We start from the raw sequence: 23,105 nt of genomic DNA on the forward strand, positions 1-23,105 counted from the left end.
CGTCAGTATAAGTTATTTTAATCAAAATAAAGGAATGGTAGGCATATGTCACGTCACCTGTTTACTTCTGAGTCGGTTTCAGAAGGCCATCCTGATAAAATTGCGGACCAGATTTCTGATGCCGTACTGGATGCAATTTTAGCAAAAGATATCCGCGCCCGTGTGGCGTGTGAAACCTATGTCAAAACTGGCATGGTATTAGTAGGCGGGGAAATATCCACCGAGGCATGGGTCGACATTGAAGACTTAACGCGTCAAGCGATCCGCGATGTGGGTTATACCCATTCAGATATGGGCTTTGACGCTAATTCCTGCGCCGTTTTGAACGCAATTGGTAAACAGAGTCCAGATATTAACCAGGGTGTTGACCGCGAGTCCCCAGAAGCTCAGGGCGCGGGAGACCAAGGTCTGATGTTTGGTTACGCATCCAACGAAACGTCAGTATTGATGCCAGCCCCGATTACATACGCGCACCGTATTGTTCAGCGCCAATCTGAGGTGCGTAAAAATGGTACGTTAGACTGGCTGCGTCCCGATGCCAAAAGTCAGCTTACGTTTGTTTACGAGAACGGTAAACCGGTGGCAATTGATACCGTAGTATTGTCGACTCAGCACCGCGAAGACATTGATCAAGCAACCCTACGTGAAGCGATGATGGAAGAAGTCATCAAGCCGGTACTACCTGAACAGTGGATCAGCCGCGAGACTAAGTTCCATATTAATCCGACTGGGCGATTCGTGATTGGCGGTCCAATGGGTGACTGTGGTCTTACTGGTCGTAAGATCATCGTTGACACATATGGCGGTATGGCGCGTCATGGTGGCGGTGCATTCTCGGGCAAAGACCCTTCGAAAGTCGATCGCAGCGCGGCGTATGCAGCCCGTTATGTCGCTAAAAACTTGGTTGCGGCTGGTCTTGCAGAGCGCTGTGAGATACAGGTTTCTTATGCCATTGGTGTTGCGGAACCGACGTCGATCAGCATTGATACCTTTGGTACATCACCGCACAGTGAAGAAAAATTGATTGCATTAGTACGCCGTCACTTTGATTTACGTCCATACGGTCTTATCCAAATGCTTGACTTAGAACGTCCTATTTACCGTGCTACGTCAACCTATGGACACTTTGGTCGTGATGAATTCCCATGGGAAAAAACAGATAAAGCCGAAGCATTAAAGCAGGATATCTAATTTACGGGTGCCGAATTTTTCGCCCATAAATTTGCTTGAAGCCCCCGAATTGTGGACAATACGCGCACCAACTATGGTTCATCTAATTGCGTGTCACCAATCGGGGGTTTTTCATGTCTGAACGTCGTCATCTCGCCAATGCTATCCGTGCTCTAAGTATGGATGCAGTCCAACAAGCTAACTCGGGTCACCCAGGGGCTCCAATGGGCATGGCGGATATCGCTGAAGTACTCTGGCGAGATTATTTAAAGCACAACCCAAATAACCCCAACTGGGCCGACCGTGACCGCTTTGTGCTGTCGAACGGCCATGGCTCAATGCTGATCTATTCACTGCTTCACTTGTCAGGCTACGACTTAAGCATTGACGACATCAAACAATTCCGTCAACTGCACTCTAAAACTCCGGGTCATCCAGAATACGGCTACACGCCAGGTGTTGAGACAACCACCGGTCCGCTAGGTCAGGGTATTGCTAATGCCGTAGGCATGGCACTGGCGGAGAAAACGCTCGCTGCCCAGTTTAACCGCGAAGAACATAATGTCGTTGACCACTACACCTATGCTTTCTTAGGTGATGGCTGCTTGATGGAAGGTATTTCTCACGAAGCGTGTTCGCTTGCTGGCACCCTGGGTCTAGGTAAGCTTGTTGCATTTTATGATGACAACGGTATCTCGATCGATGGCGAGGTCGAAGGTTGGTTTACAGACGATACAGCAAAACGTTTTGAATCATATAACTGGCAGGTTATTCGCGATGTCGACGGACATGATGCGGATGCCATCAAACAAGCCATCGAAAGCGCACGCAACGAAACTCAGCGTCCAACATTGATTGTTTGCAAAACGGTGATTGGTTTTGGTTCACCGAATAAGCAAGGTCAGGAAAGTTGCCATGGCGCGCCTTTAGGTGATGACGAAATTGCATTAGCTCGCAAACAATTGAACTGGTCATACGATCGCTTTGAAGTGCCGCAAGATGTTTATCAAGCGTGGGATGCGAAGGATAAAGGTGATGCGATCGAGGCTTCGTGGAACAAACACTGGACCGCTTATGAGCAAGCCTATCCTGAACTGGCTGCTGAACTGAAACGCCGTCTAGCGGGTGAGTTACCGGACGGCTTTGAACAAGCGTTTCAAGCTTACATTGAAGAGCTACAAGCCAACCCAGAGAACCCGGCAACACGTAAAGCATCGTTGAATGTATTAAATAAAATAGGTCCTCAGTTACCTGAATTACTGGGTGGTTCAGCTGACTTGGCAGGATCTAACCTAACCCTATGGCAGGGCGCTAAAGGAGTAACCGCCGAAGATGCGAGCGGTAACTACGTATTCTACGGTGTGCGCGAATTTGCAATGTCAGCCATTATGAATGGTATTACTCTGCACGGTGGCTTTAAGCCTTACGGCGCTACTTTCCTGATGTTTATGGAATATGCGCGTAACGCTGTGCGGATGGCAGCGCTAATGAAGCAACCGTCAATTTTCGTCTATACGCACGATTCGATTGGTTTGGGCGAAGATGGTCCGACCCACCAGCCAGTTGAGCAGCTCGCGAACCTACGTTTAACGCCAAACCTACATTGCTGGCGCCCATGTGACGCCGTTGAGACTGCGGTTGCTTGGCAGAGCGCTGTGGAGTCTAGTGAGAAACCCACTGCATTAGTATTCAGCCGTCAAGGTATGCAACAACAAACCCGTGATGTTGAGCAATTGAATAACATCCGTCGTGGTGGTTATATTTTAAAAGACTGTGATGGCACGCCTGAATGTATTTTGATTGCTACGGGTTCAGAAGTTGATTTGGCCGTTGCAGCGCATGAACAATTGACCCAACAAGGTATGAACGTTCGTGTTGTCTCAATGCCATCAACAGATGTATTTGATGAGCAAGACGCCGACTACCGTGAGCATGTTTTGCCTGCTGAGGTACGTAAGCGTATCGCGGTTGAGGCGGGTATTGCGGATTACTGGCGTAAATATGTAGGTTTAGACGGTGCGGTGATTGGCATGAACTCGTTTGGCGAGTCAGCACCCGCTAAAGCTCTTTTTGAACACTTTGATATTACCGTAGATGCGATTGTTCGCGCGGCTAATTAATAGAGGTTTGAGTTGACGAAACGAATCGCAATAAATGGTTTCGGAAGAATTGGGCGTAGTTTTCTACGCTCATTCTATGAGCGCGGGTGGCAACAACGCTTTAGCATTGCTTTGGTGAATGAGCCGGCGCCATCCGAGGCTATGGCACATTTGCTGAAGTACGATTCTTCCCATGGCCGATTTCAGTTTCCCGTTGAACTATCGGGCGATAACCTGACCGTAGCTGGAGACTCGATTCGGCTGAGTCATGAAACCGAGATAGAGCAAGTTGATTGGCGCGCTCAAGGCATCGACATTGTGGTTGATTGTACCGGCGTATTTGGCAGTCATGCTGATGGCGAGCGCTATTTGGATGCTGGTGTGAGTCGCGTTTTGTTTTCGCAGCCAGGCACACCCGACATGGATGCGACCATTATTTTTGGCGTCAACCAAGAAGTTTTGCTGCCTGAACATCGTATTGTGTCGAATGGCTCATGCACGACAAACTGTATTGTGCCGGTGATTAAGCTTTTAGATGATGCGTTTGGCATTGAATCTGGGGCTGTCACGACCATTCATTCCGCAATGCACGACCAACAAGTCATTGACGCTTATCATCCTGACTTGCGCAGAACACGCGCGGCAGGGCGCTCAATTATCCCGGTAGACACTAAGTTGGCACGCGGTATTGAACGTATTTTGCCGCATCTACATGGGCGCTTTGAGGCAATTGCTGTGCGTGTGCCAACCACCAATGTGACAGCAATGGACCTCAGTGTCACGCTACAGGCTGATGTCACCGGTGAAGAGGTTAACCGTTTGATAAAACAAGCGGCATCGAATGAGCTTAAAGCGATACTCGACTATACTGAAGAACCATTGGTATCGATCGACTTCAACCATGATCCACACTCGTGCATCGTGGACGGGACGCAAACGCGTGTGAGCCATCGTCGATTGGTGAAGCTTCTGTGTTGGTGTGATAACGAGTGGGGGTTTGCGAACCGCTTGTTAGAGACCACTGAATTAATGACTCAGCAATAACTAGATAAAACTCAAATGAGTAAGGGGATTCAATGTCTGTCATAGCGATGACTGATTTGGACTTACAAAACAAACGCGTATTGATTCGGGAAGATTTAAACGTTCCGGTGAAAGAGGGGAAAATCACCTCGGATGCACGTTTAAGAGCTGCTTTGCCTACAATCAAGCTGGCGCTTGAAAAAGGGGCTAAAGTGATGGTGATGTCTCATCTAGGACGACCCACAGAAGGTGAGTACGAAGAGCAGTACTCAATGGCACCCGTTGCCGACTATCTGAGTGAAGCACTGGAGCAATCTGTCTCTCTAGCTAAAGATTACCTTGATGGGGTGGATGTTGAGCCCGGACAAGTGGTTGTGTTTGAGAACGTGCGCTTTAACAAAGGCGAGAAAAAGAACGACGATGTGTTAGCGAAACAACTTGCAGCATTGTGTGATGTGTTTGTAATGGATGCTTTTGGTACCGCGCATCGCGCGCAGGCATCGACTCACGGCGTAGCCAAATACGCCCCTGTTGCATGCGCGGGCCCATTGCTAGCCGCTGAACTCGATGCATTAGGTAAAGCGCTCGATAACCCCAAACGTCCGCTAGTCGCTATCGTAGGTGGTTCGAAAGTGTCCACCAAACTCACGGTGTTGGAGTCGCTGTCTAAAGTCGTCGATCAGTTGATTGTTGGCGGAGGTATTGCTAATACCTTTATTGCAGCGCAAGGTCACAATGTCGGAAAGTCGTTGTATGAACAAGACTTAGTGCCTGAAGCGCAGCGTTTAATGGCCGCAGCAAAAGCTAAAAATGCAGAAATTCCATTGCCGGTCGATGTTGTGACAGGACAGGAGTTCAGCGCAGATACACTGGCTGAAACGAAGTCAGTGAATGCGATTAACGATTCAGATATGGTATTTGATGTGGGCCCCGAAACTTCAGCCCTTCTTGCCGAGAAACTCAAAGCAGCAGGTACGATTGTTTGGAATGGCCCGGTTGGTGTATTCGAGTTGGAGGCGTTTAGTAAGGGCACTGCCTCGATGGCCGACGCCATTGCAAATAGTGATGCGTTCTCGATTGCTGGGGGCGGAGATACCTTGGCAGCGATTGATCAGTTCGGTATCGCTGATAAGATAAGTTATATATCTACTGGCGGCGGTGCATTCCTCGAATTTTTGGAAGGCAAAAAGTTACCCGCAGTCGAAATTTTAGAGCAGCGCGCAAAAGACGCATAAATGCACGCCGAAAACTAAGGAGAATTACATGGCCATTGTGTCACTGAGACAAGTACTCGATCATGCAGCAGAGAACGGATACGGTGTTCCTGCGTTTAACGTAAATAACTTGGAACAAATGCGTGCGATCATGCAGGCAGCTGACAAAACAAACAGCCCAGTTATTGTACAAGCATCAGCAGGTGCACGAAAGTATGCAGGTGCTCCATTTCTACGTCACTTAATTGAATCTGCAGTAGAAGAGTGGCCACATATTCCTGTGGTTGTACACCAAGACCACGGAACCTCACCCGCTGTGTGCCAACGTTCAATCCAGTTAGGCTTTAGCTCTGTGATGATGGATGGCTCATTGTTAGACGATGGTAAAACGCCTGCGGATTATGAGTACAACGTTCGCGTGACTAAACAAACCGTTGAAATGGCACATGCGTGTGGTGTTTCTGTTGAAGGTGAATTAGGTTGTTTAGGCTCGCTGGAGACGGGCGAAGCCGGTGAGGAAGATGGCGTCGGTGCAGAAGGTAAATTATCACACGACCAATTACTGACGGATCCAGAAGAGGCCGCTGCTTTTGTTGCTGCAACTGATGTGGATGCGCTAGCTATCGCATGTGGCACGTCACACGGCGCATATAAATTTACCCGTCCACCGACAGGTGACATCTTATCAATTGACCGTATCAAAGAGATCCACCGTCGTATTCCGAATACGCACTTGGTTATGCACGGTTCTTCATCGGTACCACAGGACTGGCTGCAGATCATCAACCAATTTGGCGGCGAAATTCCAGAGACTTATGGTGTTCCGGTTGAACAAATCCAAGAAGGTATTAAGAACGGTGTCCGTAAGGTCAACATTGATACCGATCTTCGTTTAGCGTCAACGGGCGCGGTGCGTCGTCACTTGGCTGAAAATCCAAGTAACTTCGACCCACGCAAATACTTGCAAGCGGCGACTGATGCCATGCAGAAAATCTGCGAAGATCGTTACTTAGCCTTTGGTTGTGAAGGCCAAGCTGACAAGATTAAGCCAATTACATTGGAAAGAATGTTCCAACTTTACGAAGCTGGAAGTTTGAAGGCTGTTGTAAAGTAACGTAAAGTAGAGTGATTACTCATGAACGGGCCGAGCGATCGGCTCGCTTTTTAAGCGGGGTTAATGTGCGTTTATCAGTTTTATTTGCAAGTTTGCTGTTACCAATGGGTGTGCATGCACAAACATTTATGTTTGATGATGCCGAAGACATGGACACTACGACCGAAGAAGCTTGGGAAGCCAGTGCTGAATTTGGTCTATTGTTTACCACGGGTAACACCGAAACTGAGAGTCTAAAAGCGAAACTTAATGTTGCGAAAGACATCAGGAACTGGCGCCACAAAGGTGTCTTGGATTACTACACAGCAGAACAAGAAAATCAAGATACTGGCGAAACTACAGAAACAGCGGATCGATTATTCTTGTCCGCGCAGTCGAACTACAAGTTTGACCCTGAGAGCAAATCGTCATTGTTCGTTTTCGGTTCGTACGAAGAAGACGTGTACAGTGGTTATGAATACCAAAGCACTGTGGCGGTCGGTTATGGTGCGCGTTATCGCTACAGCGAAGACTTGTACGCTGATTACGAAATCGGTCCTGATTATTCACGTGTAAAACCCGTGGATGAAAACCGTAACCCGCTAGAGGCAGAAGGTTCTGCAATTTTGCGTTTAGCCGGGAGCATGACCTGGGATATTTCAGATAACTCGCGTTTTAACGCGTTAGTTTCGTCGGAGATTGGTGAAGATAACACCAAGAGCCGAGCTGAGGTCTCTATTTCATCGAATATCAACTCATCGCTGGCGCTGAAAGTATCCGTATCAGGTACACACAATTCGGAAGTCGCAAGTGAGGATATTGAGAACTTAGATACTGAAACAGCAGTGACCATAGTCTACACGTTCTAAAAGCAGACTGATAAATGCAAAAAAGCCCCTTGCAGTGTTACTGTGAGGGGTTTTGTCATATTTGTGTCATATTTTTGTAGTATATTTTCCACATAACGATAAATCGTCTACTTTGGAGACTAGGCGGGTAGACAATGTCGTTACTCAGCATAGTCTAGCTGTTGAATGAGTACTATATTCAACGTCTATTTAAATCAAGGCTATATCGGTTGTTAGCGGTTTTATTTACGAGGCGATTTAGTTACTATTCGCGCCAGCTAACATCGGCTAAAATCCAAGGACCTGTTATGTCTGTAAATTCGTTTTTAGGTGTATTCGCAAAGTCACCTATTAAACCGATGATTGACCATATCGATGAAGTGCATCGTTGTGCTGAATCGTTGAAGGACTTCTTTCAAGCGGTTTATAAAGGCGACTGGGACGCTGCTGAAGAACAGCGCAAACGTATCGTATCGCTTGAGCAAGCAGCGGATAAGCTAAAGCGTGATATCCGTCTGAACCTCCCGGGAGGACTCTTCATGCCGGTTGAGCGCACTGACTTGTTAGAGTTGGTCTCTCAGCAAGACCGCATCGCCAATAAGGCAAAAGATATCTCTGGTCTTATTACGGGCCGTCAGTTACAAATCCCTTCCCACTTAGTTGATGCATTTGACAGCTACTTAAACCGCTGTATTGATGCTGTGGCAAAAGCACGTGACACCATCGGTGAGTTTGATGACCTGTTAGAAACGGGGTTCCGTGGTCGTGAACGTACTTTGGTTGATAACTTCATTAAAGAGCTCGATGAAATCGAAGCTGATACTGACGAGTTGCAAGTTAAACTGCGTCAGCAGTTCCGTGAAGTTGAAAACGACATGAATCCGCTCGATGCAATGTTCTTGTATCGTATTCTTGATTGGGTGGGTGACTTAGCCGACCTATCTGAACGTGTAGGCGCACGCTTCGAATTGATGTTAGCGCGAGTCTAAACGGGAGCTCTCAATGGATATTATCAGTTCTTACGGCTTAATTCTGATTGTCATGGCCGGTGTGTTCGGCTTTTTCATGGCATGGGGTGTAGGTGCTAACGACGTTGCAAACGCAATGGGGACCTCGGTGGGCTCAAAAGCCCTTACCATTAAACAGGCTATCCTTATTGCGATGGTGTTCGAGTTCGCCGGCGCTTACTTAGCGGGTGGTGAGGTTACCTCAACCATTCGTAAAGGCATTATCGATTCGGCTTACTTTGTCGACCAACCTGAACTCCTCGTATTCGGCATGATCTCGGCGCTACTAGCCGCTGGTGTATGGCTATTGATCGCGTCTTTCTTAGGCTGGCCGGTATCGACCACGCACTCAATTGTTGGTGCGATCGTTGGTTTTGCGGCCGTTGGTGTGAGTGTTGATGCGGTATCTTGGGGTAAAGTGGGCGGTATCGTCGGAAGCTGGGTAATTACACCTGCAATATCCGGCTTCATAGCTTACTTAATCTTCATGAGTGCACAGAAGCTGATCTTTGACCAGGAAAACCCATTAAAGCGTGCTAAACAATATGTACCGTTTTACATGGGCTTGGCCGGCTTCGTACTGTCGCTGGTGACGATCAAAAAAGGTCTTAAGCACGTTGGTTTAGGTATGGGCACGCTGGAAGGCTTTTTATGGGCCTTTGGTATTGCCGTCGTCGTCTTTCTCATTGGTAAAGTCGCGATTGGCCGTCTTCAGTTCAGTGAATCTGATGACAAAGACATGCATTACACCAACGTTGAAAAAGTATTTGCGGTGCTAATGGTTGTGACCGCGTGTGCGATGGCATTTGCTCATGGCTCAAACGACGTTGCAAACGCCATTGGGCCACTCGCTGCGGTTGTGAGTGTGGTGACCAGTGGTGGCGAAATTGCGAGCCAAGCACAACTGGCGTGGTGGATCCTACCTCTTGGTGCGTTCGGTATCGTAGCGGGTCTTGCGATGTTAGGTAAGCGTGTTATCGCTACTATCGGTCAAGGTATTACGCATTTAACGCCAAGCCGTGGCTTCGCAGCCGAGCTTGCTGCTGCATCAACGGTGGTACTTGCATCGGGTACAGGCTTGCCGATCTCGACGACACAAACTTTGGTTGGCGCTGTATTGGGTGTAGGTATGGCGCGCGGTATTGCAGCATTGAACTTGGGTGTTGTACGTAACATCGTGGTGTCGTGGGTGGTTACGCTTCCTGCGGGTGCGATTATGTCCATCATGTTCTTCTACATGTTAAAAGGCATGTTTGCCGCTTAATCCCACAGTACGCTGAAAAAAGCTCGCCCTACGGCGAGCTTTTTTTTTGCTTTCATTAAAACTTTTTTCCAGCCACTATCGACTGAGTTACTAAACAAAAGGTGATGGATATCCGAGTGTTTAAAAAAAGCGATAAAAAACTCGCCAGTCAAGCGCTCAAGGGGAGTCAAGCCGCGTGGGTTGAGTTAGTGAAACGATACGAAAAGCTCGTTTATCACTACGGCGTGCGCATGCTACCGAGTCACGATGACGCGCTCGACCTCTTGCAAGACACATTTAGTAGCGTGTTTCGCAGCCTAAAGGACTGGAATCAAGATGATAAATTCAAGCCCTGGCTAATGACGATCGCACATCGGCGTTGCGTCGAGTTTTATCGACGTCGACGAACTGAAACGGCTGACGAGGGCGCCGACGCAATGTTGCTGGATGAGTCCACATTTGGGCAGCCTGAGGTGAGACTGAGCGATACACAACAACAAAGCGCGCTGGTGACTGCTATTCGGCAGCTGCCGTTACCCCAACGTATGGTGGTCGAATTGAAATTCTTTCAACATCTTACCACTCGGGCTATCGCAGAGCAGTTGCATGAATCAGAAAATACAATCAAATCGCGGCTATACAGTGGTGTCGAGAAGTTAAAGCGTGATCTGGAGGTGGTTAATGGCTAATCACGAAACAAACTATGAATTGGCGTTCAGTCGTTGGCTCAATGGCGAGCTCTCGAATTCTGAAGAACAGGCATTGGCTGAACAATTGGCACAGCACGCCCCTGCGCTTTATGAACGGATGCAGTCTGTACGTTGGATGCAGGAACAGGCAGATAACTATCAGACGACCAATGTACCGAACTGGGATCGACAAAGCATCGGGCCTCAAGCTAACGCGGCGCGTTGGGCAAATCCTTGGAGCTTTGCTGCTTTTGCGTGCTCATGTGCAGCGCTTGCCGTGGTCTCAGTGTTCGTCATGAAACAGCAGTTAACGGCAGAGTTTGATGCACGGGTGGCGGCGGTCGTCGATCAACGCCTCAGTGTATTTGAGCAGCAACAGAACATCGCGCTGGCGAAGCAAGAAAAAGCGCTCCGTGCGAATTTTAGAGAGCAGTTATCGACATCAACGGCGCAATTAGCGACCTATATTATGGCGACGAACCGTGCTGAACGAAAAGATGACATGAGCCAAATCGTTGAATATGTCAATGAAACGCGCAGTGAGGATCTGAACTTCTACACTGCACAACTGCGCCAAGTTGCGCAGCAACCGATTCTATTAAAAGAGGAGAATCAATGATGAAACGTTGGTTACTATCACTCAGTATTGCAAGCGCACTTATGTTACCAACCGCATCTGCTGTTGCGGACGAGGCTGCACACCAAGGGTTAAAAAACCAAATAGAGATTTTTAAGGACATTCTGACAACCGCGGCTAAACAGCAAGCCGGAAAAGAACACGCTCGCTTAGAAGAGGTTGAGTTTACTTATTTAGAGGGCCAGGGGGTGGTGTTCTTCATTCGCTCTGCACGCATGCCCTGGCGCATTGTCTCGCCCGATGTCCCAGAGCCACCGATGCCACCAGAAATGCCAGAGATGAGCGGATTTGCCCAAGACCTAAAACTCGATAGAGTGGTTGAAGAGGGATTGCGGACTGCGCATCGAGTACTCAGCCAATTTAGTGGCGAATACTCAGACGAGTGGTTTGAACTGGTCGAACAAAAGCGCGAATTAGCATGGGAAGCACGCGATTTAAATCGTGAGATTCGGGATATTGAGTTCCAGCGAGACATGCAGGAGCAGGATGTTTCAGATAGCGCGTTGGATGAGCGCGAGAAAGAAACGGAAGCAAAGCTAGCCGAGCTGAAGGAAAAACAAGCGACACTGGATGCCAAGTTGGCCGAGATGAAACAAGCGTTACAAGCGAAGCAAGAGGAAGTACGCAAAGAACGTTTGCTAACTCAAGAGAAAAGTATTGAAGCGATCGAAAGCGTATTCTCAAGTGTGTTGTGTGATTACGGTATCACCTTAAAGTCGTTGCCAGACGATGAACAAGTGAGCTTAGTTATTCGCGATGCATCAATCAACCGAGATAAACGTTTAGATAATGTTTATGTGTTCGATAAGTCAGCTATCGGTCGCTGCGATAGTCAGCCTGCGGAATTATTGAAGCAAGCACAAAAATATAAGTTCTAATGCGGTTCTTATAGTCTTCTCCTAAGCGGCAGCCGTGACAGGCTGCCTCGTTTCGAGTAAAATTCGCGCACTAAAGAGAAACAGCGGATTTTATTCAACATGTCATACGCGTCAGACGGGTTAAAGGTCAGTGATTTTAGCTTTGACTTACCCGACGAACTCATTGCTCGATATCCTCAACAGCAGCGCACAGCGAGTCGTATGCTGCGGATTTTTGCTGAGCATAACCGTATTGAACACGGCCAATTTGTCGATATCGTTGAGCAGTTAGAGCCCGGCGACCTCCTGGTATTTAACGACACGCGAGTTATCCCTGCACGCCTGCTCGGAGAGAAAACCTCGGGTGGTAAGGTGGAAGTGCTCGTCGAGCGCATGCTAGATGATCACCGTGTTTTGGCGCACGTACGTGCCAATCGTGCGCCCAAGCCAGGGGCTGAGTTTTTGCTTGAAGGGGCGGTTAAGGCAACCATGCTGGAACGCCACGATGCGTTATTCGAACTCGAGTTTAATCATGATGAAACCGTGTTAGAGCTGCTTGAAGCCTATGGGCATATGCCATTACCGCCTTATATTGATCGTCCTGATGAAGATTCTGATAAAGAACGCTATCAAACGGTATACAACCGTGAGCCTGGCGCCGTTGCGGCTCCGACCGCAGGGTTACACTTTGATGATGCTATTTTACAGCAGCTCAAGGATAAAGGCGTTGAGTTTGGGTACGTCACGTTGCATGTCGGGGCAGGTACCTTTCAACCGGTGCGCGTAGACTCAATCGAAGAACACGTCATGCATAGCGAATATGCGAAAGTCGATGCTAAAGTGTGCGAGCAAATAAAGCAGGCAAAGCAAGCCGGCAAGCGTGTGATTGCCGTGGGCACCACTTCAGTGCGTTCGCTCGAATCAGCGGCACAAGCCACCGATGAGTTAATTGCCCCATTTTTTGATGACACGGATATTTTTATTTATCCAGGTTACGAATTTAAAGTGATTGATGGTTTAGTGACGAATTTTCACTTACCTGAATCGACTTTGATCATGCTGGTATCAGCATTTGCAGGTAAAGAATTGATTATGAACGCCTATCAACAAGCGATCGAGCAAAAGTATCGCTTTTTTAGTTATGGCGATTCGATGCTAATTTTACGATAAGAATTGAGACTGTAGTAATGATGAAATTTGAATTAGATAAAACGTATGGACGCGCTCGACGCGGTCGCATGGTATTTGAGCGCGGCACGGTTGAGACGCCTGCATTTATGCCTGTGGGTACATTAGGCACGATAAAGGGTATGACGCCCGAAGAAGTTGAGGCCACAGGTGCGCAAATTTGTCTGGGAAATACCTTTCATTTGATGTTGCGTCCAGGTACATCGGTTATTCAGCAGCATGGTGATCTGCATGACTTCATGAATTGGGATAAGCCTATCCTGACAGATTCAGGTGGCTTCCAAGTATTCAGCTTGGGCGAACTGCGTAAGATTGATGAGGAAGGTGTTACTTTCCGCTCACCCATCAATGGTGAAAAAATTCTATTAACGCCAGAGAAGTCGATGCAAGTTCAGCGTGAGCTGGGTTCTGATATCGTTATGATTTTTGATGAGTGTACGCCTTACCCAGCGACACAGGCGGAGGCACGTAAGTCGATGGAGTTGTCTCTACGTTGGGCACAGCGTTCGAAAGACGCGCACGAGGGCAACGATGCCGCGCTATTCGGTATCATTCAAGGTGGGATGTACGAGGAGTTACGCGACATCTCACTTAAAGGTCTGACCGATATTGGTTTTGATGGTTATGCTGTCGGTGGTCTTTCGGTGGGAGAGCCGAAAGAAGATATGATGCGCATTCTTGAGCACACTGCACCACAGATGCCTGAGCAAAAGCCACGCTACTTGATGGGTGTTGGTAAGCCAGAGGATTTGGTTGAAGCAGTACGTCGCGGCATAGATATGTTTGACTGTGTCATGCCTACACGGAACGCTCGTAATGGACATCTGTTTGTTTCAAACGGGGTCATCAAGATCCGTAACGCTGTGCATCGCAATGATACATCTCCGCTTGATGAGCAATGTGACTGTTATACCTGTAAGAACTATTCGCGTGCCTATTTGCATCATTTAGACCGCACTAACGAGATGTTGGGTGCACGCTTGAACACTATTCATAACCTGCACTTCTACCAACGAGTTATGCAAGATATGCGTGATGCGCTCGATGCGGGTACATTCGATGATTATGTCGCCTCGTTCTACGCGGCACGTGGTCAGTCAGTCCCTGAGTTAGATTGATCGTATAGCTGGTTTACAAAGGCCCGCACTTCTGATGAGTCGGGCCTCATTGCGAGAGCATTAGTCGCCGCTCGCAATGCCTCTTTTTCCCACAACTCGGTCTGAGCTGATTTCTCTTGATGTAACAGCGTCAGTTGATGGTATAGCTTTGCTAAGGCAAGGTGGTATTTAGCCGTACGTTCTTCTGGTGCCTCGCTCTCTAAATACGTGGTCGTTTCGAGCAATAACCCCATCATTTCTGTGCGACTCAACAACGGTTTGATAGCAACTAATAACTCGGTCATTTCGGCAGCGATAGACGTACTGTGCTGCTGTTCTTGAAACGAGCTTTTAAAGTAGTTAATCGCCGTAATGGCTTGCTGTTTAGCACGCTCTAATTGATTGTTCTTAATAAGTTCGCGAGCAAAGTGGCTGTGTGCAAGCGCTTCCTCAATTTTACTGACTACTTCGATTTCTACCTCTGCCTGAGATGATGCGTTATCGGCAAAGTGATAATGAATAATGCCAATTGCAATAGTGGTAACCAGCGCTGAGATAAGCAGTGTGATAGCCGCAGGCAGCAACCATGGGAAGCGGCGGAAGCGATAATCTGTTAGCTGTTGGACTAATAACTGAGCGCTACTCGTGCGGTCATTTGGATCGCGGTGTAAGCAGTTTAAAATAATTCGCCGCAACCGACGGGGGCAACGGTCCACATATTGTTTTAACTGGCGTTTAGGCTCATCCGAAGGGGCTTGACCAGTCACCAAGAAAAATAGCAGTGCCCCGAGGCCATAAATGTCGACGGCTTTCGAACGACCTTGCTCGATCTCATTACCTCGTTGCTCGGGCGCTGAAAATAACGGGCTCACGCCGAAGCCTTTATGGCGATTCGATGAGGCTCGGCCAGCGATACTCAGGTCAATCAGTGTTGGGATAGACTCGTCGCTCGAATTATACTTTACGATGACATTGGTCGGGTTAATGTCGTTGTGGATGAGTCCTTCGTTGTGCATATGACTCACACCTTCGGCCAACTGCAGCACAAGTTTTACTGCATCACTAATACTGAGCTGTCCGGCCAGCTCGGTCACTCGAGGTCCTTCAATGAGCTCCATCACCATATAAAGTGACGAGTGATCCTCTGAAGGCTCACCCACGTCGTAAACGCCACAAAGTGAAGGGTGGTTTAATTTTGCAAGCGCTCGCGCTTCTGCGACCAACCGTTGGCGAGAGATAAAGGTTGGGTTTTTGATGAACTTGATCGCTACCATGCGCTGGAGCAGCTCGTCCCAAGCTTTAAAAACGACACCACTTCCGCCGCTACCCAAAAAATCTCGGCAACGAAAACGCTCCGAAATAGGGTACGGAAATTGTAGTCCATTTTTGTTATTGGTCGAGGCTTCGTCCAAATCAAAAATCCTTAATCTATTTGGGGTTACCTATTTTGAGTGTACAGATAGAAATATAAGCCGAGCAATCAGAGACCGTTACTTGACGTGTGTTATACCTGATTGGCGTTAATTGACGTCATAAAAATTAAATAGATGTTTTGCTTAACAAATGCACACTTTTAGCTATGCTTGGCAAATAACAATAAAAACGAAAAAAAACATGTTAGATACAATAAGCCATCGAATTGTACCCAGTTTTAAGCAGACAGTTGAAATCACTGGCACGTTAGCCGGTGAGCCTTTCGCATTTTCAGTCACTTTACTTGGGCAGCAGTACCCACAGTACCTCATACTCGGCTTGGGTCATCAAGCGCGATGGGAACAGGTATTACCTGCTGTAAAAGAGAGCGAAAGTTTGCGGCTGAAAATGGTATCTGATGAGGGCGAAATGATCGCAGCCCGAGTTCGGTTGATTCACGCGAGCCACTTTCCGGAAAAGCTACTATTCGTAAGTTACCCAGAGCAGGGTGTTGTGAGACCGTTACGTCACTCTCCTCGTGTGTTAATCGATCACCCAGCTCAACTGCAAGTCGAACATATGTTCCCGTTTATTCTGGGGAAAATCGTTGACATGGGGCTCGGTGGGTTTGGCTTTGAAACGCATCAACAGGTACCAAGTATTACAGATGAGCTGCTTGAGCGCCAAGTAAAGCTGCACCTTAGGCAAGATGAAGATACCAAGTTTGAATTAGATGGAAGAGTGCGCATGTTTAAGGAGCAGCGACCCAATGTGTGGCACATTGGAATAAAGTGCGCGCTGAATTCACAAGAGTGTGAGGACATTGTTCATTACCTTACGGCACGACGAGATGTGATCGATCGCTTGATCAAAAATGATCATTCCTCTGAATCATATTCGAATAACACTTTACAAGCGTAGTTTGGCTCGGTACAATTCACCACCAATTAAACCCTTGCGGTTATTTTTTAAACAACGTAGATAATTTTTTCCGAGGTGATGTTTTAATGCCAGTCGTTAAAGTGAAAGAAAACGAGCCGTTTGACGTAGCACTGCGTCGCTTTAAGCGCTCTTGTGAAAAAGCAGGTGTTCTGTCTGAAGTTCGTCGTCGCGAACATTATGAAAAACCAACAGCAGAACGTAAGCGCAAAAAAGCTGCAGCAGTTAAGCGTCATGCCAAGAAATTGGCTCGCGAAAACGCGCGTCGCACTCGTTTGTACTAAGATACACGAGTAGCAGACAGCGATATTCACTTTTCGCAGCTTGCACTTAGACTTAATTCGTTAAGTTACGTGTTGAAAGCCGTGTCTCATGAGACGCGGCTTTCGTGTTTGTAGACGAAGATAAAAGATAAGTTGAGGGCATGGCAGGACTCATTCCTAAAAGTTTCATCCACGACCTACTTGAACGAGCTGATATCGTCGAAGTAGTGGATAGCCGTGTACCTTTGAAAAAAGCAGGTAAGAACCATCAGGCTTGCTGTCCTTTTCATAACGAGAAAACGCCTTCATTTACCGTCAGTGCCGATAAACAGTTTTATCACTGTTTTGGCTGTGGTGTGCACGGTAATGCGATTGACTTCATCATGGAGTTTGATGGTTTAAGTTTCCCAGATGCCATTGAAGAGCTCGCCGCAAGTCTCGGTGTGCAGGTGCCTCGAGAAGAGGGACATGACCCACAAAAACAACATCAGCAGCAAGCACAACTAAAAAACGATACTGATTTAATGGCGCAATGTACGCGTTTTTTTCAGCATCAGCTAAAACACCATGCCCACTCAGATAAAGTAATTAGTTACTTAAAACAACGCGGTTTATCTGGCGACATCGTCAAACGTTTCCAAATTGGTTACGCCCCCGATGCTTGGGATGGTTTGCTTAATGCGCTTGGACAGCAATCAAAAGCTAGACAACAACTGATCGATCTGAAATTGGTCAATGTGAATGATCAGGGAAGAAAGTTTGATTTCTTTCGCGATCGCGTGATGTTTCCTATCCACGATCGTCGCGGTCGCGTGGTGGGGTTTGGTGGACGCGTAATCGATAGCGACGGCCCTAAATACCTGAACTCACCCGAGACTCGCTTGTTTCATAAAGGCCAAGAGCTCTATGGCTTTTGGAATATGCAACAACGGCTGCGTCGCCCTGAGCAAATTTGTATTGTCGAAGGATACATGGACGTTGTCGCTTTGGCCCAAGCGGGGATCGACTATGCCGTTGCATCACTGGGAACCGCAACGACCACTGAACAATTGCAGCGTTTGTTCCGTACATCAAATAGGGTGGTGTGTTGTTACGACGGTGACCGCGCGGGTCGAGATGCCGCGTGGCGAGCCTTAGAAAACGCGCTACCGTTGCTTAAAGATGGCATCGATTTAAGTTTCTTGTTTTTACCAGAAGGTGAAGACCCTGATTCCGTGGTGCAGAGTAGTGGCAAGGAAGGGTTTGAGCGTTATTTGAAAGAAGCTAAGTCTTTCGTTGATTACTTTTTCGAGCACTTGGCTGAAGACGTCGATGTGAACACCGAATCGGGACGTTCGGCGTTATTAAGTGAGGCTAAGCCACGCATTGAGCGGATTGCCAGTGACTTTTATCGTGAGTCGTTGATGCAAAAATTGGCGCAGTTGTTAAGACGGGAAACCTCACAACTGGAACGCTATGTTGACACGCCAAAACAGCGCAAGGCAAAGCCCGAAGCGATTAAAATGACGCCGTTGCGTCGTGCCGTTGCGTTGATCGTTCAGTATCCGCAACTCGCGAAAGTGGTGCCGGTGAAAGCTGAGTTGGGTGAACTTAAGTTGCCTGGCATGGATTTATTTATGGCGCTGCATCAACAATGTAACGAGCGTGACATGACTACGGCTCAAGTGTTGGAGCATTGGCGCGATACATCGTATCAGAAGGCGTTAGAAAAGCTCGCCGTTTGGCAGCATGGTCTCGACGAACATAATATGGAACAGGAGTTCAAAGACATCTTTGTTTATTTGATTGATCAATATGTTGAACAAAGAGCCGATGAACTTCTCAAAAAGGGACAGCAAACGCCCTTGAATAAAGCGGAAAAGCAAGAATATTTGATGCTAGTAAAGCATTTAAGAACACGTAATTGACTTGGCTATAATCAGCGTTTTGGTAGCTTAAAATTAGCCATTATGCTATAGTTTAAGGTCATTTTGGGTACTCTCGTAGAAAGTGACAGGTGGAATCTCTGTATGCAGCAGAATCGGCAATCACAGTTAAAAGTTCTCATTGCAAAAGGCAAAGAGCAAGGTTTTCTTACGTTTGCGGAAGTGAACGACCACTTACCGCAGGAAATCGTTGATTCCGATCAAATAGAAGACATCATTCGCATGATTAATGACATGGGTATCCGTGTCTTTGAGAGTGCGCCTGATGCAGATGATTTGATGATGTCCGAAAGTGCGGCGGACGAGGACGCAGCGGAAGAAGCTGCACAAGCACTTGCTACTGTGGATGGCGAAATAGGCCGTACCACCGACCCTGTGCGCATGTACATGCGTGAGATGGGTACCGTTGAACTGTTAACGCGTGAGGGCGAGATCGATATCGCGAAGCGCATTGAGGAAGGCATCAACCAAGTTCAATGTTCTGTTGCTGAGTACCCCGAAGCAATTAACTTCTTGCTAGAGCAATGGGATTCATACGAAGCCGAAGAATTGCGCCTTACCGAGATCATTGTTGGATTCATCGATCCAGACGAAGTTGATGAAGCGCCTGTGAGTGCCACGCACGTAGGCTCTGAGCTCTCTGACGATGAGCTGGAGGACGAAGACGACGATGAAGATGATGACGAAGATGATGATGAGAACGATAGCGGTATCGATCCCGAGTTTGCTCGTCAGAAGTTCACTGAGCTACGCGAACAGTATGAATCGACTCGGCAGGCAATAACTAAATTTGGCCGCGAGCACCCGAGTGCGCGTGTTGAAATCGACAAACTCAGTGATTTATTTAAGCAGTTCCGTTTAGTACCTAAGCAGTTTGACCGTTTAGTACAGGACATGCGCGCGATGATGCAGCGTGTACGTGTACAAGAGCGTTTGGTAATGAAGGCCGCTGTTGAGCAAGCGGGTATGCCTAAACGTGCTTTTATGAAGGCATTCGCGGGTAACGAAAACAGTTTGGCATGGGTTGATGAGCAAATTTCTGCCGGCGTAGACTACGCAGCAACGCTGAAAGAGGCGCGGGTTGAAATCGAGCGCTGTGTAACCAAACTAAATGAAATCGAGAAGGAAACGGGTCTCACCATTGCTAAGGTGAAAGACATCAACCGTCGCATGTCGATCGGCGAGGCCAAAGCACGTCGTGCCAAAAAAGAAATGGTCGAAGCGAACTTACGTTTGGTTATCTCGATTGCGAAGAAATACACTAACCGCGGTTTACAATTCTTGGATTTGATTCAGGAAGGTAACATCGGTTTGATGAAAGCCGTCGATAAGTTTGAGTATCGTCGCGGTTATAAATTCTCGACCTATGCAACGTGGTGGATCCGTCAGGCGATTACGCGATCAATTGCTGACCAAGCACGCACCATTCGTATCCCAGTGCACATGATCGAGACGATTAACAAGCTTAACCGTATTTCACGTCAGATGTTGCAAGAGATGGGACGTGAGCCATTACCTGAAGAGCTGGCTGAGCGTATGGCGATGCCAGAGGATAAAATCCGTAAGGTACTTAAGATCGCGAAAGAGCCTATTTCAATGGAGACGCCGATTGGTGACGATGAAGATTCGCACTTAGGTGATTTCATTGAGGATAATACGCTTGATTTGCCGATTGACTCGGCGACGTCAGAAAGCTTACGTAACTCGGTACGCGAAGTTCTTGGTGGTTTGACCGCGCGTGAAGCGAAAGTATTACGTATGCGCTTCGGTATCGATATGAATACCGACCATACATTGGAAGAAGTGGGTAAGCAGTTTGATGTGACACGTGAGCGTATTCGTCAGATCGAAGCAAAGGCACTGCGTAAGTTGCGTCATCCAAGCCGTTCAGAGCAACTTAAATCGTTTTTGGATGAGTAACCGTATGTAATCACTCAGGCTCGATTTGAGTGACTCTGTTACTAAGAAAGGAGGCAGTATGGGAATTAATCGTGAACATTGGCCAAAACGGATGATTGACACGCATCTTCATATTTATGATGAGGCGTTTCCGTTAATTGAAAACCAAGGTCACATCCCAAAGCCTTTTTACATTGACGACTACAACCGTCTTGTTGCGGGTATGCCTATCGAAGGCGGTGTCATTGTTTCAGGTTCCTTTCAGGGATTCGAGCAACGCTATTTAAAAGCGGCGCTCGGAAACCTGGGTGATAATTTTGTTGGCATTACCCAGTTACCGGGGAGTGTCAGTGATGAGAAAATCCAGCAGCTAAACGAGCATCGGATACGCGGTGTCCGGGTGAATTTAAAACGCGGCGTTCATCGTGATATCGAGGGCATCGTAGAATTTGGTCGTCGTATTTGGGATTTAGCGGGATGGCATTTAGAGATATATGTCGATAGCCGTGAACTTGATGACATGGTGCCCACGTTGTTGAAGTTGCCTAAATTGAGCGTCGATCACTTGGGTATGGCAAAGTCTGGCCTATCGCAAATTCGCCGTTTGGCCGAAGGCGGCGTTAATATCAAAGCCAGTGGCTTTGGGCGCACAGAAGTCAATATTCCAGAAGCTATTAAAACGCTTTATAAGACTAACCCAGACTGTCTAATGTTCGGAACAGACTTGCCCGGTACGCGCAGTAACCGTAGCTTTGAACCGAGTGATATTGATAGTATCGTCGAAGCATTAGATGATTCTGAAGCGATTGATAAAGTATTCTACCAAAACGCCAAAGACTTCTATAAACTAGCCTAAGCTGTTTTAATATTTAGGTAAGGTGGCGCGTGTATTCGCTCTCCTCAATAAGTAACCAAAACCGATGGATGGCGATGATTATCATCGCCATCGCTATCTTCGGTATAGGTCTGACATTTTGGTATTCCCCAAAGCAACTGATCAGTCGGTCTACCGAGGGTCTAGCCGCGCGCTGTGAAATGGTCGTCACCGAGGTTGCTCAGCTGTACCCTTCTGGTACTGAACCGCATTATCAAGTTAATAATCCTGACCTCCTGCAACAGGTTATGTATCGCGAAACCGCGAAAATGCAAGGTGTTGAAGGTGGCTATTGGCATGTCGCTAATGAGTTTTTTGGTTATGCATTCCCGACTTATTTAGGTTCAAGCATAAAAACCGATGTGCCCCAATCAGAGATGGCTTTACTTAGCTCATTATCACGACAAGCAGTCGATGAATCAAACGTACTCACGTCTGTTAGGCAATCAGTAGATTCTGCGGTGATTACCGTCGCCTGCCCGATAAACACGCATCGTGGCTTATCAGCCTGGCTAATGAAACGTACCTCTCTGCTCCCAAACACCTTAGTTTGGTTGTTATTTGCTATTTTTGGCGTAAAGGCAGTGATAGGGACTCTGATTCTAGTCAGCAATCGCAACTTTGAAAAAAATTGGCTAACTGAGCGTGAGAAACTCACCGAAGAGTTAAACGACGAAACCGCACCCGTGCCAACGACGACAGCGATTAACGACGTTCAGCCATTTTTACTGTTACTGTATCAAGCACGACAAAAGCGTTATAACGCTGAGCGTGCCATCAACTCCTTAGAAGCCAAACTCGGGCAAATTAACGAACTCTCGGTAGTTGGAAGAGCCGCCCTAGCGTTTGCAGAAGAGCTTAGAGGACGCATTGAACAGTTACAGCGCGATGTCACAGCGATTGTCACCGACACATCAAGTCATCAGTTTGAGAAACTTCAACGTGAAATAGATGCTGCGGAGTACCTTTGCCAAGCATTGGCGCAAATTGATGTGCGACATAAAAATCAGGGTCCTGTTACCGAACTGAATATGAATCGTTGGACGCGCTCACTCGCGGATTTTCATCAGCAGCGTCATGCCAATGATAGACAAACAATCGCAGCTGTATGCGATGGTGAACTCTCGTTAGTGACCAATCCATTGTTGCTGCGCTTTACGCTGGATATTCTAATTCTTCACTCATTGAGATTTGGGCCGCAGGAAGGTGAGATTTTTATTCGGGCAGCCAAAAATGATGGCCACATGACGCTAGAGCTTGTTGATGAGAACCCAACTGTGAAACGCAGTGTAGAGCAGAACTTATTTAGATTTGACGACGTTAGACCTGAACAATACGGTGATGGCTTACGCTTGGTAAAAGATCTTGTTAGCAGCTTAAAAGGGTCGATTGAATTTCAATCAAACGGCGAAATCTCTCGATTTATCTTAAAGATACCCATGACAAGCTAGCAAAAAGTTCGTATAATTTGCGCCGCTTTCTAAGCACCTCACTTCTTAAATGGCCCCTTAGCTCAGTGGTTAGAGCACCCGACTCATAATCGGTTGGTCCCCAGTTCAAATCTGGGAGGGGCCACCATATTTAAAGGCTTTCAATGTTAACTACCACTAACCAAAATTGGTTGGTG

General features: G+C 47.4%; 20 protein-coding genes and 1 tRNA gene. 20 read left to right on the forward strand and 1 reads right to left on the reverse strand.

Features of this window, described 5'->3' with window-relative positions; translation table 11 throughout:
- Positions 1 to 45: 45 nt before the first annotated feature.
- The 13 genes from metK to tgt all read left to right on the forward strand — a co-directional run bounded on the left by metK (position 46) and on the right by tgt (position 14,186).
- Complete coding sequence (metK, locus tag DFP83_RS05000) at positions 46 to 1,191, forward strand: methionine adenosyltransferase (RefSeq protein ID WP_110573796.1); 1,146 nt, start codon at positions 46 to 48, stop codon at positions 1,189 to 1,191.
- A 113-nt stretch (positions 1,192 to 1,304) separates the two neighbouring features.
- The gene (gene tkt, locus DFP83_RS05005; protein ID WP_110573798.1) at positions 1,305 to 3,290 is read left to right on the forward strand and encodes a transketolase; all 1,986 of its coding nucleotides are present in this window, start codon (positions 1,305 to 1,307) and stop codon (positions 3,288 to 3,290) included.
- A gap of 12 nt (positions 3,291 to 3,302) precedes the next feature.
- Entirely contained in the window at positions 3,303 to 4,313 is a 1,011-nt protein-coding gene (epd, locus tag DFP83_RS05010) for an erythrose-4-phosphate dehydrogenase (RefSeq protein WP_110573800.1), read from the forward strand.
- A gap of 32 nt (positions 4,314 to 4,345) precedes the next feature.
- Complete coding sequence (locus tag DFP83_RS05015; protein WP_110573802.1) at positions 4,346 to 5,527, forward strand: phosphoglycerate kinase; 1,182 nt, start codon at positions 4,346 to 4,348, stop codon at positions 5,525 to 5,527.
- 28 nt (positions 5,528 to 5,555) lie between these two features.
- Positions 5,556 to 6,620: a class II fructose-bisphosphate aldolase gene (gene fba / locus DFP83_RS05020; protein WP_110573803.1), complete on the forward strand. Its 1,065-nt coding sequence runs from the start codon at positions 5,556 to 5,558 to the stop codon at positions 6,618 to 6,620.
- 65 nt (positions 6,621 to 6,685) lie between these two features.
- On the forward strand, positions 6,686 to 7,468 hold the full coding sequence (locus DFP83_RS05025) for a DUF481 domain-containing protein (RefSeq protein WP_241971589.1): 783 nt from the start codon (positions 6,686 to 6,688) through the stop codon (positions 7,466 to 7,468).
- A gap of 287 nt (positions 7,469 to 7,755) precedes the next feature.
- Entirely contained in the window at positions 7,756 to 8,436 is a 681-nt protein-coding gene (locus DFP83_RS05030) for a TIGR00153 family protein (RefSeq protein ID WP_110573805.1), read from the forward strand.
- A 13-nt stretch (positions 8,437 to 8,449) separates the two neighbouring features.
- On the forward strand, positions 8,450 to 9,718 hold the full coding sequence (locus DFP83_RS05035) for an inorganic phosphate transporter (RefSeq protein ID WP_110573807.1): 1,269 nt from the start codon (positions 8,450 to 8,452) through the stop codon (positions 9,716 to 9,718).
- A 116-nt stretch (positions 9,719 to 9,834) separates the two neighbouring features.
- Entirely contained in the window at positions 9,835 to 10,386 is a 552-nt protein-coding gene (locus tag DFP83_RS05040) for an RNA polymerase sigma factor (protein WP_110574035.1), read from the forward strand.
- Complete coding sequence (locus DFP83_RS05045) at positions 10,379 to 11,005, forward strand: hypothetical protein (RefSeq protein WP_110573809.1); 627 nt, start codon at positions 10,379 to 10,381, stop codon at positions 11,003 to 11,005. The genes DFP83_RS05040 and DFP83_RS05045 overlap by 8 nt, the downstream gene beginning before the upstream one ends.
- Entirely contained in the window at positions 11,002 to 11,901 is a 900-nt protein-coding gene (locus tag DFP83_RS05050) for a hypothetical protein (RefSeq protein WP_110573811.1), read from the forward strand. The genes DFP83_RS05045 and DFP83_RS05050 overlap by 4 nt, the downstream gene beginning before the upstream one ends.
- 99 nt (positions 11,902 to 12,000) lie before the next feature.
- Entirely contained in the window at positions 12,001 to 13,050 is a 1,050-nt protein-coding gene (queA, locus tag DFP83_RS05055; RefSeq protein ID WP_110573813.1) for a tRNA preQ1(34) S-adenosylmethionine ribosyltransferase-isomerase QueA, read from the forward strand.
- Between the two features lie 20 nt (positions 13,051 to 13,070).
- On the forward strand, positions 13,071 to 14,186 hold the full coding sequence (tgt, locus tag DFP83_RS05060; RefSeq protein ID WP_110574037.1) for a tRNA guanosine(34) transglycosylase Tgt: 1,116 nt from the start codon (positions 13,071 to 13,073) through the stop codon (positions 14,184 to 14,186).
- On the opposite strand, the gene DFP83_RS05065 is transcribed toward tgt, so the two are convergent.
- On the reverse strand, positions 14,162 to 15,577 hold the full coding sequence (locus tag DFP83_RS05065; protein WP_157981526.1) for a serine/threonine-protein kinase: 1,416 nt from the start codon (positions 15,575 to 15,577) through the stop codon (positions 14,162 to 14,164). The genes tgt and DFP83_RS05065 overlap by 25 nt on opposite strands.
- A gap of 202 nt (positions 15,578 to 15,779) precedes the next feature.
- On the opposite strand from DFP83_RS05065, the gene DFP83_RS05070 reads away from it, so the two are divergent.
- The 7 genes from DFP83_RS05070 (at position 15,780) to DFP83_RS05100 (ending at position 23,056) form a co-directional block, all read left to right on the forward strand.
- Positions 15,780 to 16,499, forward strand: a complete 720-nt coding sequence (locus DFP83_RS05070; RefSeq protein ID WP_157981527.1) for a PilZ domain-containing protein — start codon at positions 15,780 to 15,782, stop codon at positions 16,497 to 16,499.
- Positions 16,500 to 16,585: 86 nt separating this feature from the next.
- Positions 16,586 to 16,801 (forward strand): 30S ribosomal protein S21, encoded by a 216-nt coding sequence (gene rpsU, locus DFP83_RS05075; RefSeq protein WP_006954239.1) that lies wholly within the window; start codon positions 16,586 to 16,588, stop codon positions 16,799 to 16,801.
- A gap of 140 nt (positions 16,802 to 16,941) precedes the next feature.
- Positions 16,942 to 18,687: a DNA primase gene (gene dnaG, locus DFP83_RS05080; RefSeq protein ID WP_110573819.1), complete on the forward strand. Its 1,746-nt coding sequence runs from the start codon at positions 16,942 to 16,944 to the stop codon at positions 18,685 to 18,687.
- A gap of 102 nt (positions 18,688 to 18,789) precedes the next feature.
- On the forward strand, positions 18,790 to 20,625 hold the full coding sequence (gene rpoD / locus DFP83_RS05085) for an RNA polymerase sigma factor RpoD (protein ID WP_110573821.1): 1,836 nt from the start codon (positions 18,790 to 18,792) through the stop codon (positions 20,623 to 20,625).
- 58 nt (positions 20,626 to 20,683) lie between these two features.
- Entirely contained in the window at positions 20,684 to 21,460 is a 777-nt protein-coding gene (locus tag DFP83_RS05090) for an amidohydrolase family protein (protein WP_110573824.1), read from the forward strand.
- Between the two features lie 74 nt (positions 21,461 to 21,534).
- A complete protein-coding gene (locus DFP83_RS05095) occupies positions 21,535 to 22,929 on the forward strand; it encodes a sensor histidine kinase (RefSeq protein WP_110573826.1) in 1,395 nt (464 codons plus the stop codon).
- Positions 22,930 to 22,980: 51 nt separating this feature from the next.
- Positions 22,981 to 23,056 (forward strand) — tRNA-Ile (locus DFP83_RS05100).
- The last annotated feature ends 49 nt before the right edge of the window (positions 23,057 to 23,105 follow it).

It is taken from the genome of Idiomarina fontislapidosi, from assembly GCF_003226255.1.
In the GTDB taxonomy this organism is placed as follows: Bacteria; Pseudomonadota; Gammaproteobacteria; order Enterobacterales; family Alteromonadaceae; genus Idiomarina; species Idiomarina fontislapidosi.